The organism is Novosphingobium sp. MBES04 (assembly GCF_000813185.1).
GTDB classification, from domain to species: Bacteria; Pseudomonadota; Alphaproteobacteria; order Sphingomonadales; family Sphingomonadaceae; genus Novosphingobium; species Novosphingobium decolorationis.
In genome coordinates, this window is record NZ_DF850488.1 from 521,907 (window position 1) to 538,791 (window position 16,885).

General features: G+C 65.3%; 17 protein-coding genes and 1 other annotated feature. Of the genes, 8 read left to right on the forward strand and 9 right to left on the reverse strand.

What is annotated here, in order from left to right:
- Position 1: 1 nt before the first annotated feature.
- Positions 2 to 1,693, forward strand: a complete 1,692-nt coding sequence (locus tag MBENS4_RS02330; RefSeq protein ID WP_039388487.1) for a baseplate J/gp47 family protein — start codon at positions 2 to 4, stop codon at positions 1,691 to 1,693.
- Positions 1,578 to 2,810: a hypothetical protein gene (locus tag MBENS4_RS02340; protein ID WP_144400829.1), complete on the forward strand. Its 1,233-nt coding sequence runs from the start codon at positions 1,578 to 1,580 to the stop codon at positions 2,808 to 2,810. The genes MBENS4_RS02330 and MBENS4_RS02340 overlap by 116 nt, the downstream gene beginning before the upstream one ends.
- Positions 2,811 to 3,273: 463 nt before the next feature.
- Here the strand turns inward: MBENS4_RS02340 and MBENS4_RS02345 are convergent, their stop codons facing one another.
- Both MBENS4_RS02345 and MBENS4_RS02350 read right to left on the reverse strand, forming a co-directional pair.
- Positions 3,274 to 3,516: a hypothetical protein gene (locus MBENS4_RS02345; RefSeq protein WP_039388494.1), complete on the reverse strand. Its 243-nt coding sequence runs from the start codon at positions 3,514 to 3,516 to the stop codon at positions 3,274 to 3,276.
- Positions 3,517 to 3,948: a hypothetical protein gene (locus tag MBENS4_RS02350; RefSeq protein WP_144400830.1), complete on the reverse strand. Its 432-nt coding sequence runs from the start codon at positions 3,946 to 3,948 to the stop codon at positions 3,517 to 3,519.
- Positions 3,949 to 3,995: 47 nt separating this feature from the next.
- Between MBENS4_RS02350 and MBENS4_RS26200 the strand changes: the two genes are divergently transcribed.
- The 6 genes from MBENS4_RS26200 to MBENS4_RS23845 all read left to right on the forward strand — a co-directional run bounded on the left by MBENS4_RS26200 (position 3,996) and on the right by MBENS4_RS23845 (position 11,597).
- Entirely contained in the window at positions 3,996 to 4,142 is a 147-nt protein-coding gene (locus tag MBENS4_RS26200) for a hypothetical protein (protein ID WP_206778133.1), read from the forward strand.
- Positions 4,139 to 7,738 carry a DUF6519 domain-containing protein gene (locus tag MBENS4_RS02355; RefSeq protein WP_039388498.1) on the forward strand — a complete coding sequence of 1,200 codons (3,600 nt, stop codon included), beginning with the start codon at positions 4,139 to 4,141 and terminating at the stop codon, positions 7,736 to 7,738. Before MBENS4_RS26200 ends, MBENS4_RS02355 begins: the two co-directional genes overlap by 4 nt.
- 489 nt (positions 7,739 to 8,227) lie before the next feature.
- Positions 8,228 to 8,281: a sequence feature (sul1 is cis-regulatory element that is thought to sense ions involved in sulfur or methionine metabolism; They are found in Alphaproteobacteria), on the forward strand.
- Positions 8,282 to 8,373: 92 nt separating this feature from the next.
- Positions 8,374 to 9,858, forward strand: a complete 1,485-nt coding sequence (locus MBENS4_RS02360; RefSeq protein ID WP_039388500.1) for a SulP family inorganic anion transporter — start codon at positions 8,374 to 8,376, stop codon at positions 9,856 to 9,858.
- Entirely contained in the window at positions 9,858 to 10,724 is an 867-nt protein-coding gene (locus tag MBENS4_RS02365) for a universal stress protein (protein WP_242404743.1), read from the forward strand. Before MBENS4_RS02360 ends, MBENS4_RS02365 begins: the two co-directional genes overlap by 1 nt.
- A gap of 160 nt (positions 10,725 to 10,884) precedes the next feature.
- Positions 10,885 to 11,067, forward strand: a complete 183-nt coding sequence (locus tag MBENS4_RS26315) for a TraR/DksA family transcriptional regulator (protein ID WP_242404913.1) — start codon at positions 10,885 to 10,887, stop codon at positions 11,065 to 11,067.
- Positions 11,068 to 11,117: 50 nt separating this feature from the next.
- Positions 11,118 to 11,597, forward strand: coding sequence for an NUDIX domain-containing protein (locus tag MBENS4_RS23845; protein WP_052321957.1), 480 nt, complete (start codon positions 11,118 to 11,120; stop codon positions 11,595 to 11,597).
- Positions 11,598 to 11,673: 76 nt separating this feature from the next.
- Here the strand turns inward: MBENS4_RS23845 and arsH are convergent, their stop codons facing one another.
- The 7 genes from arsH to MBENS4_RS02410 form a co-directional block, all read right to left on the reverse strand.
- Complete coding sequence (arsH, locus tag MBENS4_RS02380; RefSeq protein ID WP_039388509.1) at positions 11,674 to 12,420, reverse strand: arsenical resistance protein ArsH; 747 nt, start codon at positions 12,418 to 12,420, stop codon at positions 11,674 to 11,676.
- A 23-nt stretch (positions 12,421 to 12,443) separates the two neighbouring features.
- The gene (locus MBENS4_RS02385; protein WP_039388511.1) at positions 12,444 to 12,767 is read right to left on the reverse strand and encodes a YnfA family protein; all 324 of its coding nucleotides are present in this window, start codon (positions 12,765 to 12,767) and stop codon (positions 12,444 to 12,446) included.
- Complete coding sequence (locus tag MBENS4_RS02390) at positions 12,764 to 14,050, reverse strand: arsenic transporter (RefSeq protein ID WP_039388513.1); 1,287 nt, start codon at positions 14,048 to 14,050, stop codon at positions 12,764 to 12,766. Before MBENS4_RS02390 ends, MBENS4_RS02385 begins: the two co-directional genes overlap by 4 nt.
- On the reverse strand, positions 14,050 to 14,478 hold the full coding sequence (gene arsC, locus MBENS4_RS02395; RefSeq protein ID WP_039388515.1) for an arsenate reductase (glutaredoxin): 429 nt from the start codon (positions 14,476 to 14,478) through the stop codon (positions 14,050 to 14,052). Before arsC ends, MBENS4_RS02390 begins: the two co-directional genes overlap by 1 nt.
- Positions 14,479 to 15,009 carry an arsenate reductase ArsC gene (locus MBENS4_RS02400; RefSeq protein WP_039388518.1) on the reverse strand — a complete coding sequence of 177 codons (531 nt, stop codon included), beginning with the start codon at positions 15,007 to 15,009 and terminating at the stop codon, positions 14,479 to 14,481.
- Positions 15,009 to 15,341, reverse strand: coding sequence for an ArsR/SmtB family transcription factor (locus tag MBENS4_RS02405; RefSeq protein WP_039388519.1), 333 nt, complete (start codon positions 15,339 to 15,341; stop codon positions 15,009 to 15,011). The genes MBENS4_RS02400 and MBENS4_RS02405 overlap by 1 nt, the downstream gene beginning before the upstream one ends.
- A 95-nt stretch (positions 15,342 to 15,436) precedes the next feature.
- A protein-coding gene (locus tag MBENS4_RS02410) for an IS3 family transposase (protein ID WP_144400831.1) occupies positions 15,437 to 16,608 on the reverse strand; the annotation gives its coding sequence in 2 pieces (ribosomal slippage) (positions 15,437 to 16,356 and positions 16,356 to 16,608; 1,173 coding nt in all).
- Positions 16,609 to 16,885: the final 277 nt, after the last annotated feature.

The following is a 16,885-nucleotide window of genomic DNA, read 5'->3' on the forward strand; positions in this document are numbered from 1 at the left end:
CATGAACGCGCCTGCCGCAACGGACCGGCAGGAGTGGCCGAACTTCGTCATCGCCGCTCCGCCCGAGCGCGACCCGGAGGCCGGGCGACTCGATCTCGATGCGGCCTATCCCGATGCCTTGCCCGGACGCGTCGTACTGTTCGATGCGGGAAGCACGCGCACCCGCGACAGCCGGAAGGGCACCGCCCCACAGATGCAGCTCGGCGCGATCACGGCCAGCGAGGAGCTGGCACGCAGCGACTACGCACTCGCGCAAAGGGTCACGCGCATCACCGTGGGCGGGCTCGACCTTTCAGGTGTCCTGCCCGGCGGCGCCAGCCGCAACGCGCGGGTTCGCGAAAGCAGTGTGCGGATCGAAACGCAAAGGCTCCCCCTCGTCGTCCCTTGGCGCGAGGAGCCGCTTCCCCGCCCCGGTGAGGACGACCGCCTGCTTCTTCAGGGCAAACATTCCCTGCCCCCTGGCCGCTTCGTCGTCCTCACCGGGCAGGACAGCGAGACGGGGGAGCCCGCCGCGCACGTGGCGCGGGTGAAGGCGGCCGAGATCATCGCGCCGGGACAGACGCGGGTCATCTTCGAGACTCCACTTGGCGGACGCGTCCAGGCCTCCAGCCTTGGCCTCCATGCCAATTGCGTCACGGCCTCCAACGCCCAGCTTGCCGCAGGCGGTCAGTGGGAGATCCTGGGCTCGGGCATGCGCGGGCTCACCCGCCCCGCCTTCCCCTTGGCACAGGCGCCGCTTGCCTACCTCTCCGCCGCCAACGCGCGCGGCTATGCCCCTGCCATCGAGGTGCGCGTCGACGGACGGCGCTACACCTGGTGCGAAAGCCTCTACGGGGTCGATCCGGCCGAGACGGCATACACCCTCGAAGCGCTACCCGGCGGCGGAACGCAGGTGCGCTTCGCCGGGCCTCTGCCAAGCGGTCTCAACAATGTCCTCGCCTCCTACCGTCATGGAGGCGGCGCAAATGGCAATATGGCCGCAGGCCGGATCACCACGATCCTCTCCCCCGTGGTCGGCATCGCAGCCAGCTCCAACCCGGTGCCCGCCGAGGGAGGCATGGAGGCTGAGACCCTCGCCGATATTCGCCGCGCCGCGCCGCGCAGCACCGCCGCGCTTGGCCGGGTGGTCTCCCGCCACGATTACGAGGCCTTCGCAAGGGGCTTTCGCGGCGTCGGCAAGGCGCTCGCCACCCAGCTCGTGGACGGGATCACCCCCTTCATCTGGCTGACCCTGGCGACGAGCGAGATGCAGACCCCCACCCCGGGCGGGGACCTCGAGACCGATCTCGCCCGGGCCCTTGCCGACGCCGCACCGCCCGGACAGATCCTGCGGATCGCAGGCTTTGCGCCTGAGCCTGTCACACTTGTCGCGGCCTTGCGGATCGACACCCGGACCTGGCGGCGCAGCGATATCGAGCAGGCCCTGCGCGCGCATCTTGCCGCGAGGTTCGGAGCCTCCGCCATGGACTTCGGCCAGCCCCTGCGCGCGAGCGCGATCCTGGCCGCGATCCACGAGGTGCCCGGCATCGCGGCGGCCCGCATCGAGACGCTGGACAGCCCCTCTGCCGTCCCCGGCCTTGCCGACATCCCCGCGCGTCTCCCGCACCGCGATCCGGCACGCGGCGAAGTCGTCACGGCCAGCCTGCTCTTTCTCACCCCCGAAACGATCCGCTTCACGGAGATGGCATCATGACCCCCCGCCCCAGCGCGAGCGCCATCGAGGCTGCCCTGCAGGACCTCTTCGGCCTGCTGCCTGCCCATCTGCGCAGCCCGATGCCACCAGCGGGCGGGCGCTGGAGGCGCTCTTCCAGATCCTGGCCGAAGGTGATGCCGAGATCGATGCGGCGATCACCGCGCTCTTCGACAACCAGTTCATCGAGACCGCCGATCCCGGGACCCTTGGCCACTTCGCCGCGCTTACCGACACGCCGCGCCTGACGCCGCTGCCCCACAGGAGCGGCCTGTCCGAACGGGCCTTCATCGCCAACGCGGTGCGCACCAACCGCGGCAAGGGCACCGCGCGCACGCTGGAGCAGCTTGCCGCCGATGTCACCGGGTTCGGAGCAGTCGCCGTCGAATACTTCCAGCGCCTCGCCAAGCTGCAGCACGCGCTCGACTTCGACCTGCCGCGCCCCGGCACCGCGCGCCTGACGCCCGGCGAGACCGCAGCGCGGGTCGGACGCGCCTTCGATCCCCTCCCCCGCGTGAGCGAGGTGCGCGCGATCGACACCGCCGCGGGCCGCTGGGGCCTTGGCAACGTAGGCGTCCACGTCGTGCGCTTCGCCACGGCGACCTGGCCCGCCCCTGCCGGAACCGGGATCCCGCCCGAGCGGCTGGCCGCCGTGCCCGAGGCCGGCGTCTGGGCGCCGGGCGGAACGGCTCAGGCCGGATACTTCCAGCTTGCCGCACAGGGCGAGGAACGGCTGTGCCTGTTCAACCCGGACCGGCGCGACATGGGCCGCTTCGCGCGTCCGGACATGACCGACTTGCCCGACCGGCTGCGCCGCCTTCCCCTGCATCTCGAAACCGAAGCGCGGCGCCACGCCGCCCTCGAAGGTCGCCCTTTCACCCCAGCCGAAGAACCCTGGTTCGGCAGCGATGGCGATCCCTTCACGATCTACCTGCGCCGCGAGGGCGAAACCCATTTCACCCCTGTCCCGCCGCCCGAAATCCGCATCGCCAACCTCGAGGCCGCGCCCTCCCCGGCCGGGTACCGTCCCCCCCGCCACACAGGCCCACAGCTGGGTCTCCCCCGGCGATCCCGCGCCCCTGACCCACAGCGCGGAGTATGCCATCGCCTGCGCCTTTGATCCCGTGACCGGCCGCCTCATCGTCGCCCAGCCCGAGCCAGGCCAACCCGAGGTCGCCGAAGTGCGCATTGCCCACAGCACCGGTCGCGGCGCGCTTGCCTGGGGCGGCCCTTATGAGCGCGGCGATGCCGACGTCCCCTTCGAACTGGTCGATACCGCGCACGAGACGCACTTCATCCGCATCGTCGACAGGCTCGCCGTGCCCGCAGGTCCCCCCGCAGCGCCGCGCCGCAGCGTGCCCACGCTGGAACAGGCGCTCGCGGAATGGGCCGCCCACGGCGCGGGCCACACCGGCTGGATCGTCCTCACCCGCTGCGACCGGGAACGGCCAAGCGGCGGCGCCAGCGCCTTCGAGATCGCGCTTCATCCCGAACGCACGCTCAGCATCGTCGCGGCGCAATGGCGCGAGCACGTCGAGGTGCCGGGGGGACCTCCCTTCGACCCGGCCCGCGCCGGCTTCCTGCTACGCCGCGAACGCTGCGCGATCCTGGAGGCCCCCGTTGTCCTTTCCGCCGCCTCCGCGCCGCAGGAGGACGAACGCGCCGGAAGCTGCCTGTTCGACGGGCTGGAACTGACCGGCGGCCTCGCCCTGCGCAAGGACGCCCTCGCCCGGCTGGACCTTCGCCACTGCACCGTGCGCAATCCGGGCGGGGCCGCCATCAGCACCAGTGCCCCGCTCGTCGGTACGCGGATCGCCGTCACCCATTCATGCCTCGGAGCCTGCCGCCTCGATTTCGGAAGCCAGAGCGCGCAGGGCCAACTTGCGCTTGCCGACAGCCTGCTCTTTGCCGACGGGGCCTCCGGGCCGGTCCTTTCCGCGCGCAGCTGCACGGTCGAGATGCACGGCGTCAGCGTACTGGGCGAAGCCCATATGCGCAGCCTTGATGCCACCAACGCGCTTTTCACAGAGCCCGTTCACTGCACGCGCCGCCAGGCCGGGTGCCTGCGCTACAGCCACGTCCCGCCGGGCTCCACGACCCCGCGACGGTTCCGCTGCCAGCCCGACCTCGCTCTGGCCCGGCGCGCCGAGGCGAAGGGCGCGCCCCTCACCGCGACCGAACGCGACGCCGAGATCCTGGGCGCCCGCCCCCTGTTCCTCAACACCGAGGCCGATGCCCCGGGCCTCGCCATGCTCCATGCCCTGTGCCCGGCCGCGGTGGCGCTGGGGGCGAAGGCGAAGCCGAAATGGGAGCCTTTTCTTACACCGCATCGCGCCTGCGGCTGCGCAACATGGCGGCGCTCTTTGATCGCAGTGTGCCCTTTGCCGCCCGCGCTGCCCTTCTCGACGACACCCAGTCCCGCCTTTCAGCCGAACAAGGACACAGGCCATGACCCAGCGCAGCGACAGCACGCGCACAACCATCCCCACCGGCGAGGCCCGCCCCTTGCGCGACGTGCGCCTCAACCAGGGCCAGGTCCTGCTCGACACCGACCTCAACGAACAGGGCCGGTTGCTGCTGGAGCGGATCGAGACCGAAACCCAGGGCACCCTGGGCGCGCCGGGGCGCCTGGTGATCGCACAAGGAAGCTCGGCCTTTGCGCTCACGGCCAGTGGCTCCGCCTCGTCCTTGGCGGACATCACCATCGGGGCGGGCCACGGCTGGCTCGACGGCTGGCAGCTCGACAATCCGCACGAGGTCACTCTCGCCAGCCAACCGCATCCCGTGGAGGAAGCCGATTTCGGCAGTGGCGGCGCGCTCGCGATCAAGGCCCTGGTGCGCTACGTCGATCCGGTCGAGGAGCCTGCGCTTGCCGATACCGCGCTCGGCAATGCGCAGGCCTCGGGCCGCACCCTTGTCGACTGGCAGGTCTTCCCCCTCCCGCTCGACGAAGACGGCGCGGCAAGCTGCACGGCCGCTGCACAAAGCCCCGCATGGCAGGCGATCACCGCCCCTTCGAGCGGGACGCTCGCCTTCCGGGTCGAGGCGAGCCCGGCCAGTCTCGATCCCTGCTCGCTCACGCCCGAGGGCGGATATGCCCGCCTGGAGAACTTGCTCTACCGCATCGAGGTCCACACAGGCGAAGTCGATGCCGTAGTGCCGGACGTCGATGGTCCGCGTTTCGGCCTCGAGGGCCTTCGCATCACCTTCTCCCGGCGCAACGCCAGCCTCATGGCCCGTGTCACCAAGGTGTCAGGGACTGAAATCACCGTCAGCCCCGCCGCGCGCGATCCGCGCAGCTGGTTTGCGCCGGGCCAGTACGCCGAAATCGTCTCACGCCACGACGACCTCGACACCCGCTCCGCCAGCGCCGCCCAGCGCCTCTTCCGCATCGCTGCGGCCAGCGACACGCGCGTGACCCTGGAAGCCAGCCCCGCGCAGCTCGCGGCGAGTGGCATCACCGCCGATGGCGACTGGTATCTGCGGCTGTGGGACGCCTTCCCTGACGGTTCCGGAACCCGGACCATCGCGCTTGATGCGAGCGGCCTCTCGCAGGTGATCGATCTGGGCGATGGGCTGGCGGTGCAACTGGGCGGCGGCAGCGCGGCCCGGGTGCGGCGCGGGGACTTCTGGACTTGTGCGGCCCGCGCCGACGGGACGATCGAATGGCCCATGTCTTCTGGCCAGTTCGCAAGGGTCACGCCGCAGGGCCCGGAAACCCGCTACGCGCTGCTGGGCACCTATGCGCTTGCCGATAGCGCGCTCGTACTTGGCGATTGTCGGGTGGCTTTCGCGCCGCTCACCGAACAGATCCAGGTGCTTGCCCTTGGCGGCGATGGGCAGTCGGTACGCGCCGATACGCACACGAACGCCCTGGTTGCCCTGCCCTCGGACCTGCGCGTCGGCGTCGTGCGCGGCAGCACCCCGCTCGCCGGGCAGACCATTCGCTTTCGCGTGATCGCAGGCGGCGGCGAACTGGGCGCAGGCAGCCAGACCCTCGATGCGCTGACCGACGCCGAGGGTGTGGCCCGGGCAGCCTGGTCCCTAGGCCCCGACGCACCGGCGCAGGAGGTCGAAGCGGTGCGCATCGATGCGCAGGGAAATGCCACAAACGCTCCCATCCGCTTCACCGGCTTTCTCGCCCGTGCGGATGAAACCGCCTTCGATCCCGCCAACACGCCCTCGCTTGCCGGGGCCTTTGACGTCCAGCAGGCCATCGAGCGGCTCGCAGGCCAGGGCCAGATCGGCTGCAGCACTTACGTGATCCAGGAAGGAAGCGACTGGGTCGCCGTGCTCGAAGCGATCAAGGAGGGCGAGGATGCCAGCATCTGCTTCCAGCGCGGCACTTTCGCGGCCACGAAGCCGGTGCGCCTTGCTGGCAAGGGGCACCTCACGCTCCACGGCGCGGGTCCGGGCACGCTTATCCGTGTCGAGGGCAGCGAAACCGCTCTGGAGTTCGTCGACTGCGCCTCGGTCGAGTTGTCGGCCCTGCACGTCTCCGCGCCCACGCCCGGCGACAGGATTGCGCAGGCCAAACACCGTGGCGGGACCCTCACCATCACCGGTTGCCGCGACGTGAAGGTCACCGACACCACGCTCACCTGCGGCGCGAGCAGCTCGCCGCAGCGCTGTGGCCTGCGCATCGCGGGCCAGCCCTTGCGCAACGTCGCCGCGCACGTCAGCCGATGCACCTTTCGCACAGGCTACATGCAGGACGCGCTTCTTGTGAGCGATTGCGAGCGCGTGGATATCCAGGACAACACCTTCGAGGCCCTGGCCCGGCCACAGCGCTTCGACTTCACGCACCTCGCAAGTGACCCGCGCTGGAGCGCCATCGCCGCGCGCAGCCTTATCCGTGCGCTGGAGGAAGCGATGCCTCCGGCCTCCGGGAACGGCCCGGTCGTGAAAGGCCTGCGCTACACCGTGCGCCTCACCAGCACCGTCCCCCAGGCCGAATGGGACGCCCTGGTCGAAGCCGATCCCCCCAGCGCGCGTGACGAACGCACGGAAACGGCCTTTGCCGGCTATGTCGAACGCCTGCTCGGCAAGGCCCTCGTGCAGCCCACCTTGCTCCCCAGTTTCGAGGGCAACCTGCGCACGCTCACCGCCTCGCTGGGACCACGCGGAGCTCCGCAATTGGACGAAGCGATCCGCCGCAACATGCTGGCGAGCGCGATTGCCGTGGCCCGCCCGCTCGCCCCACCTCAGGTACCGGGCCTGCAGGCTGTCTGGCTCAGCGCCAACGGCCAGTCCGTCCGCTTCGAATCGCCGCTTGCGCCAGGCGATTGGCAACTCGCCCTGAAGGCCAGCGGCGAGGGCAGCGCAATCAAGGACCATGCAAGCTTTCGCAAGGTCCTCCACCGCATTGCCCGAAGGCTCATCGCCGATGCGGCCTTTGCCGAGCGGATGGCCTCGCTACGCCCTTGGCGCGCCGGCTACGCCGCCGCTCTCCCTTCGGTTGCGAACCAGGCGATAGCCTGCGTCGGTCGGGCTCTGGGCAAGGTGTCGATCGCGAACAATTCCATCGCCGACTTCCAGACCGGCATCCGCGTGGCGACGAGCCACGGCACCTGGACCCGGCTCTACCGCCGCGGCGGCCGGCACACCCGCCTGGCAGCCCGGATGGTCGACGTTGTCGGCAACGAACTGCGTCTGCGCCCGCCCGGCCCCGGGACCGAGCTCCTGTTCGGCATGTTCTTCGGCAATGCCGACACCCTGCGCATCCACCGCAACGACGTGCACTACGCCGACGACCGGATCGAGGAAGGCAAGCGCAACGTGCTCGACTACAAGGAGGGCATTCGCCTGTTCGGCCATTTCGGGCGCATGGTGAACGTGAAGGACAACCACGTCACCATCGCCCCGCGCGCAATCAGGATGACTTGGGACACGACGCAAGGCGTTCTCGAGACCCATTGGCCCTACAACTGGGTTTTCGCCGACAACATGGGCAGCGTCCTCGACGATCACCCGTGCGTCTACCTCGAAGTCCCCGAACTACGCCGCGTCGAACTGCGCCATAACCTTTACCCCAACAACCAGTCGTGACCCTGAAAAACCGAGTTGAGAAGACGTTGGAGAACGCGACTTGGCTGGAAACGAAAAAGGCCCGGAGCAATCCGGGCCTTTTTCGGTTTGGCTTCACCTTGAACAAGGTGAATGGTGCCAGAAGAGGCATCACATTCGAGCTATTTTTCCGCGCATTATCTGCGAGTTATGAATTTGGCCTTCTTCAAAAAGCCCTCAAAAGGCCCCCAAAAATCATCTAATGCATTGGTTCGATGCCTTTTTCAGGACTCGGAATCGTAACAGCGGCTTCGGATTGCAAGGTAAATCAACGTCCGCTTTGCGCCCCGATCTCGGTCATTCGAGATCGTGTCAATTCACCTCGCAAACCGCCCTTTGTTCCGATCAAACAGATGCGAACTGAGCGGTTGGGTGTCCGCTGTACAGGGCGACCTATTTGCTCCACGAGCTTCAGGGCCTACCCCTTCGCACTTGCAACATTTAGATTATAACATTACGGGCCACTAATCCATCGGACCCGGCCGCGCCGGGTGGCTCGGCCCGGCGCCTATCCCCGGGACAACCTTTCAGACCGGCATTCTGGCCGCACAAAGTGTTCGCAGCTGAGCGATGCTTCCCCGCATCGTGCCGGTCGTGTGAGTCGTGTTAGGGTTCACATGTTCGATATTTCCACGCTCAAGCGTGAATGGCTTTCCAATCCCCGGCGGGACATTCTCGCCGGCATCGTCGTTGCGCTTGCGCTCATTCCCGAAGCTATTGGCTTCTCCATCATTGCCGAGGTCGATCCCAGGGTCGGCCTTTACGCGTCGTTCTCGATAGCGGTCATCATCTCGCTCGTAGGCGGACGACCGGGCATGATCTCGGCAGCCACCGCAGCTATCGCGGTTCTCGTTCTGCCGCTGATCCAGCAATACGGCGTCGAATACCTCTTCGCAGCCACGATCCTGATGGGCATCATCCAGGTCATCGCTGGTTTCCTGCGGCTGCACTTGCTGATGCAATATGTGTCGCGCTCTGTGATTACCGGCTTCGTCAACGCGTTGGCGATCCTGATCTTCATCGCGCAGCTGCCGGAACTCACCGGCGTGTCGATGCTGACCTACTTGCTGGTCGCCGCGGGGCTGGCGGTGATTTACCTCCTTCCGCGGCTTACGAAGGCAGTTCCCTCCCCGCTGGTTGCAATCGTCATCCTGACAGCGGTCGTCTACTACATGGGCATGGATGTGCGCACCGTAGGCGATATGGGCGAACTGCCCTCGTCGCTGCCGTCGTGGCTGATCCCCGACGTTCCGTTTACCCTTGAGACGCTGCAGGTCATCCTGCCGTATTCGGCAACGATGGCGGCGGTGGGCCTGCTCGAGTCCATGATGACCGCCCAGATCGTCGACGATCTGACCGATACGGGGTCCGACAAGCAGCAGGAAATGAAGGGCCAGGGCATCGCCAACTTCTTCACCGGCTTCCTCGGAGGCATGGGTGGCTGCGCTATGATCGGCCAGTCGGTCATTAACGTGAAGTCGGGCGGCGAGACAAGGCTCTCGACCTTCGTATCGGGCGTCTTCCTGCTGTTCCTGCTGCTTGTGCTCGGCCCGCTGGTCGCCATCATTCCGATGGCGTCGCTGGTCGCGGTCATGATCATGGTATCGATCGGAACCTTCTCGTGGCGCTCGATCAAGGACATCCGAACAAATCCCTGGCAATCGTCGGTCGTGATGATCGTCACCGTCGTTGTGGTGGTGTGGACGCATGATTTGGCGCAGGGCGTGCTCGCAGGCGTGATCCTTTCGGGTCTGTTCTTCGCCAGCAAGGTGAAGCGGCTCTTCACGGTCGATACCGACCTCTCGGCCGACGGCATGACGCGGACCTACCGCATTGCGGGCCAGGTCTTCTTCGCGTCTTCGGACCGCTTCGTGGAGGCTTTCGACTACAAGGAAGTGCTCGACCGAGTGGTGATCGACGTCAGCCGCGCGCACTTCTGGGACATTTCGGCGGTGGGAACGCTCGACAAGGCAATCCTCAAGTTCCGCCGCGAGGGCACGGCAGTCGAGGTGCGCGGGCTGAACGAGGAAAGCGCCGCGATGATCGAGCGCTATGCTATCCATGACAAGCCCGGCGCCGAAGCGCAGCTGGGAGGACACTGATGGGAGAGAAAGCAATGGAAAATGTCCTCGCGGCGATCGACGCGTCGGCCTACGCCACCAGCGTTTGCGGCTATGCCGGTTGGGCAGCGAGGCGGCTGTCCTTGCCGGTCGAACTGCTCCACGTCGTCCAACGGCAGGATGCCATCACGGCGCGCAAGGACCTGTCCGGCGCGATTGGCCTGGGCGTCAAGAGCGACCTAATGGAGGAGCTTGTGCGCCTTTCCGAAGAAGGCAGCCGCACCGAAATCGAGAAAGGCCGCGTGTTGCTGCAAGCAGGCGAACAACTGCTGCGCGGTGCGGGCGTCACCGAGGTATCGACATTGCACCGCCACGGCGGCGTGGTGGAGACGATCTTGGAGCGCGAGGATCACGCCCGGGTGGTGGTGATCGGCAAGCGCGGCGTCGGCCATGAATATGCCTCGGACCATATCGGCTCGATGATCGAGCGCGTGGTGAGGGCGAGCGAGAAGCCGGTGCTGGTCGCCTCGCGCGAGTATGCCGAACCAAAGCACATCGTCTTCGCCTATGATGCCAGCCCCGCCGCAGAGCGCGCGCTGGAGCGTCTGGCCAACTCGCCGCTGTTCGACGGTCTGCCGGTCACCATCGTCATGGCAGAGGCGGATGGCGAAGCGCAGCGTGAGATGCTGACCAGGGCAGAAGCGGCATTCGCTTCCGACCACCCCGTTACCGTCGTGATGGAGCGGGACAAGGCCGAAAAGGTCATTCCTGGCGTCGTTGCCGCCTCCGAGCATTCGCTGCTTTTGATGGGTGCCTATGGCCATTCGCCCATACGTCGCATGATCGTGGGCAGCACGACCACCGAAATGGTTCGCACGGTCAAGGCCCCGGTGCTGATGGTGCGCTGACGTGTCGATCGATCCTGCCACGTTCCGCAATCTCTTGCTGCAAAGGCTCGCCGAGCTAGACGAGCAGGATCGTATCTCCGCGAATGATCGCGACCCAGTCACGTTGGACCAGGAGAGCGTAGGTCGCCTGTCCCGCATCGATGCTATGCAGGTGCAGGCAATGGCGCTGGCGCAGGAACGCCGGCGCAAGGTCGAACGCGCAGGCATCGCGGCAGCTCTCCAGCGGATCGAGGAAGGTGAGTTCGGTTATTGCATCGAATGCGGCGACGAGATTGCCGAGGGCCGACTGCGGAACAATCCGACGGTGGTAAAGTGCCACGAGTGCGCTGCCGGGAATACCTGAGGCGGGGCGGTTCACGGTAGCTTTACCAGAGCCTGTCAAGTTCTTCAGCCATGACAGCCTATATCGAAAGCGACGGATTACGGCTGCGCCGCAAGGTGCGGGCCGTTGTATTGAACGAAGACGGTGAGGTGCTGCTCGTTCGCCCGCATGGATACCGCGATGGTGAATGGACACTCGCAGGCGGCGGGGTTGAGGACGGAGAGTCCCCGCTCGAGGCCATGCGTCGTGAACTGGCAGAGGAATTGGGCGTAGGTTTGGAAGCTGACCTGTCCGAATTACCGGTCACCAATCGGTTCGTCTATTCCGCAGAGCACAAGGCGAAACGGAACCTCGACCATGACGGACAGGACGCGGTTATGTTTTCGTGTCGGATCGGCAAGAAGACTCCCCTCCGATTGCAGGCTGAGGAGGTAGCGGACGCGAAGTGGTTTCCCGCGAATGACGCATGTGCTGCCTTGCCCGTTAAGCCTCAGCGTGATGTAATGGATGCGTGTATGGCCGAGATCGCAAAACGCGCCAGCGGTCGGTGAAAGCGACTTCTGCTGACCTTCGCATAATATGGTTGCAAAGGCCTAGACTGGCATCGCCAGGTGCCGACCGGCCTTGCTACGATGAACGTAATGCATTCGCCGAGATATCCTGTTCGGGATCATTGAGCTTCCCAGCTTCCTTGCGCTCCGAATAGCGGTCCACGAGTTGCTCGGCATGCGGGCGTAGTAGCACTGTGAACCGAACGAGTTCCTCCATGACATCGACAATGCGGTCGTAGAGCGAGGACGGTTTCATGCGGCCCGCCTCGTCGAACTCCTCGTATGCCTTCGGCACGCTTGACTGGTTCGGGATGGTGAACATCCGCATCCAGCGCCCGAGCAGCCGCAGCGTGTTGACGGTATTGAAGGACTGCGATCCGGCCGACACCTGCATGACTGCCAGCGTCCGCCCCTGGGTCGGTCGCATGCCCCCGATGCTGAGCGGCAGGTGATCGATCTGGGTCTTCATGATGCCGGTGATCTGGCCGTGCCGCTCCGGGCTGCACCACACCATGCCCTCGGACCAGAATGCATGCTCGCGCAGTTCGTGGACGGCGGGATGGTCATCGCCACCCACCTGATCGGGGAGCGGCAGGTCTGACGGATCGAAGATGCGCGTCTCGGCGCCGAACAGCCGGAGCAATCGCGCGGCTTCCTCTACCGCAAGGCGCGAATACGAGCGCTCCCGCAGAGAGCCGTAAAGCAGCAGGATGCGCGGCGGTGGCTGGTCGTCACCGAGACCTTCGGCAGGGCGGGCATGGACGAAGGCCGGATCGAGCGCCGGGAAAGTGTCGGGATCGGGCAAGGGACGCAGACGGGACAAGGAAATTCTCCGAATTCGGGTCGTCAGCCACGCGGGCCGAACAGGATGATGGCAGCGCCGGCGAGCACGACCGCGCCGCCGATGAAGTCCCACCGGTCGGGCGCAGTGCCTTCGACAATCCACAGCCACAGCAGCGACGCGGCAACATAGACCCCGCCATAAGCTGCGAAGGCGCGACCTGCAGCGTCAATCGGAACGAGCGTCAGAAGCCATGCGAACAGGGCCAGCGACACCATACCTGGAAGCAGCCACAAGGGGCTCTTCTCCAGCCGCCACCAGGCCCAGAATGCGAAGCAACCGGCGATTTCGAACAGCGCCGCGAGCGGATAGACGAGGAACAGCTTCATGCGAGGCTCAACCGTAGGGCGAGCGCCGCCAGGGTCACCAGCAGGATCGGCGTCGTAAGCGTGATACCGACACGGAAGTAATAGCCCCAGCCGATCTTCACGGCCTTCTGTCCCAGAACATGCAGCCAGAGCAGGGTCGCGAGGGAACCGATCGGGGTGATCTTCGGCCCGAGGTCGCAGCCGATGACGTTGGCGTAGATCATGGCGTCGCGAACCGGGCCGGTGGCACTCGTGGCATCGATCGACAGCGCGCCGACGAGGACGGTCGGCATGTTGTTCATGCCCGAGGATAGCACCGCGGACAGAATGCCTGTTCCGAAGGCCGCGCCCCATATGCCGCCCTCGGCCGAGCGCTCCAATAGTCCGGCAATCGCGGTGGCAAGCCCCGCATTGCTCATGCCGTAGACGACCAGATACATGCCGAGCGAGAAGATCACGACCTGCCAAGGCGCTTCGCGGATGACTTGGCCTGTGGGAATGACGTGGCCGCGCGCAGCAATAGCGATGAGCGCCAGCGCGCCGACGGCAGCGACCGCGCTGATCGGCACGCCGAGCGGATCTAGCACGAAAAACCCGATCAGCAGCAGGGCCAGCACCACCCAGCCGGCGCGGAAGGTCGCCCGGTCATGGATCGCTTCTGCCGGAGCGCGGAGCTGTGCGACGTCGTAGCTGGCCGGAATGTCCTTGCGGAAGAACAGCAGAAGCGCTGCCAGCGTGGCGGCAATTGCGGCCAGGTCCACCGGCACCATGACCAGCGCATACTCGCCGAAGCCGATGTCGAAGAAATCGGCCGACACGATGTTGACGAGGTTGGATACGACCAACGGCAGGCTCGACGTATCGGCAATGAACCCTGCCGCCATGACAAAGGCCAGCGTCGCTTTGGCGTTGTATCCTAGCGCCCTGAGCATCGCGATCACGATCGGGGTCAGGATCAGCGCCGCGCCATCATTGGCGAAGATCGCGGCTACCCCTGCACCCAGCAATACCACGAGCACGAACAGCCAGCGACCATCGCCGCGCCCCCATCGCGCCACATGGAGCGCCGCCCATTCGAAGAATCCGGCACGATCTAGGATGAGGCTGATCAGGATCACCGCGACGAACGTGCCGGTCGCATTCCAGATGATGTCCCACACCACCGGGATGTCGGCGAGCGAGATGACGCCGGTGGCAAGGGCCACCAATGCTCCGCCCAGCGCGCTCCAGCCGATTCCGAGCCCGCGCGGCTGCCAGATCACCATCGTGATGGTGACCACGAAGATCGCGATCGCCAGCAGCATCAGGCGATACGCTTGCCTGCCACGTCCACGATCTGCTCGCCGTCTTCCTTGGTGAAGGCGCCCAGCTGGGGACTTGGCATAATGTCGAGCACCGCTTCGGACGGACGGCACAGGCGAACGCCCAGCGGGGAATCGACGAGTGGTCTGTTGATGAGGATCGGGTACTCCATCATCGCGTCCACCAGCGCTGTATCGCTCAGGCTCTCATCGCCGAGCCCCAGTTCCGCATAAGGTGTGCCCTTTTCGCGCAGCAGCTCCCTGGGACTGAGCCCGGCGCGCTCGATCAGGCTTTCGAGCATGGCGCGCGAAGGTGGCGTCTTCAGATACTCGATGACATGCGGCTCGATTCCGGCATTGCGGATCATCGCCAGCGTGTTGCGCGAGGTCCCGCATTCGGGGTTGTGATAAATGACGATATCGGTGGTCATTCAGGATTCCTGGGCCTTAGCGCTCGCGCCTTCTTCGCGGCCGATGGCGGCCAGTTTGCTGCGCACAGACATTTCGTCGATGCTCTGGAGCGGCAGCATCAGGAAGAGTTCGATCCGGCGTTTAAGATAGCTGAGCGCATCGACGAACGCCTGCCGCTGGCCATCGCCCTCGACTGCTGCGGGATCCTCGACGCCCCAATGCGCGGTGAGCGGCTTGCCTGGCCATACCGGGCAGCTCTCGCCCGCAGCGTTGTCGCAGACGGTGAAGATGAAATCGAACTCGGGTGCACCGGGCTTGGTGAACTCGCTCCAGTTCTTCGAGCGCAAGCCATCGGTCGGATAGCCGAAGCTATCGAGCACCTCGAGCGACATCGGATGCACTTCACCCTTAGGTTGGCTACCCGCGCTGTAGGCACGGAAGCGACCTCCGCCCATCTTGTTCATCAACGCTTCGCCCAAGATCGAGCGGGCCGAATTACCCGTGCAGAGGAACAGGACACTATAAGTCTGGTTAGGCACTGTTGGCTCCATCAGCAACAATGGGAGAGTTCGGCCACGAGCGGCTCGCAAAGCTCTGCGCGGCCCTCGCAGCAGTCCTTGGCGAGAAACAGCATCAGGTCGCGCAGGACCTCGATGTTCGCGCGCTGGATCATCTGCCGTCCCCGCTTTTCCGGCAAGACGAGGCCAGCGCCGACGAGGATCGCGAGATGGCTTGAGAAGGTGCTTTGGGTGAGACCCGAGGCGTCTACAAGCTGGCCTGTAGAAAGCCCTTCGGGCTCGCTGCGCACGAGACGACGAAACGCGTCAAGCCGCGTTGGGTGCGCGAGCGCGGAAAGTGCATCGAGTGCTGAGGCCGACTTCATTCATCGACAATTATCGATGGATTGCGAGGCCGTCAATTCCCATCGAGGTTTTTCGATGGATTGTGACGTGACCCCCAGCTTTCCCCCAGCTGGGATTAGAGCCGGGCAGTTGTTTTGCGCATAAGCGCGGTTGAAGCAATGGGCTGCGTAGCGTAGCCCGTAGGGCGTAGCGAAGCAGGCCATTGCTTATCCAGTTCAGCGGCGAACGCCGCCGGTGTTGCGTAACCGAGAGACGAGTGTGGTCGCTCCCGATTGTAGTCTTCGACCCAGGCCGCGATCTCGACACGGGCATGGGTCATGCTCAAGAACAGCGTCTCGTTGAGCAGTTCGTCGCGCATGCGGCCATTGAAGCTCTCGACGTAAGCCTTTTGCATCGGCCTTCCGGGCGCGATGTAATGCCACTCCACGCCGACCTCGCCGCACCATGCCAGCACAGCGTTGCTGGTGAGCTCGGTGCCATTGTCGCTGACGATCATGCCGGGCTTGCCGCGCTGTTCGATCAGTGCGGTCAGCTCGCGAACGACACGGCGACCAGAGATCGAGGTGTCCGGCACCGCTGCCAGGCACTCCCGGGTCACGTCATCGACCACGTTGAGCACCCGGAACCGTCTTCCCGAAGCCATCTGGTCGTGAACAAAGTCCAGGCTCCAGCGCTGGTTCGGCAGCGCCAGAACCGGAGCAGGTGCCCTTGTGCCAACAGCACGCCTGCGGCTTCGTCGTCGCCTCACTGCCAGCCCTTCTTCCTTGTAGAGCCTCTGGGTCTTCTTGCGGTTGATCATGATCCCCTCCCGGCGCAGCAGGATATGCAGACGGCGATAGCCGAACCGGCGACGCTGGTTGGCCAGCTCGCGCAGCTTCTCGCGAAGCTCGGCATCATCGTCCCGGGTGGAACGGTAACGCACGCTTTTGCGATCAGCATCGATAACACGGCACGCCCGCCGCTCGCTCATCCCGTGGCACACCTGGAGATGAGCAACAGCTTCCCGCTGCGCGGCGGGCGTCAGAACTTTTTTGCCAGAAGATCCTTCAGAGCAGCCTTGTCCAGCATCGCATCGGCCAGCAGCCGCTTGAGCTTGGCGTTCTCGCTCTCGAGCTCCTTCAGTCGGCGGGCATCGGACACTTCCATCCCGCCATACTTCGACTTCCAGTTGTAGATCGTCGCTTCAGATACACCGTGCCGCCGGGCCAGGTCAGCGGTCTTGGCTCCCGCCTCCGCTTCCTTCAGCACCCCGATAATCTGCTCTTCTGAAAACCTCGTACGCTTCATCGTCTGTCCTTCCTTCAAGGCCAGACTCTAATCGCTCGTGGAGGAAAATCAGGGGGTCACGTCAATTGTGGTCAGTTTATCGCAAATGATGATTGATTCTAGAGCGTCGATGCTCGGATCAAACCGGTTATAATACAAGACCGGACTGTCAGTCGACGGTCCAGAACCAGTCATTAGATAGTCGCCCTCACATTTTATGCGGACTTTGTAACGGGCCTCGGCATCGGGCGCGACCAGCCTTCTGGGTCCCCCTTAGAAAGTTAAGCAGCCATCGACG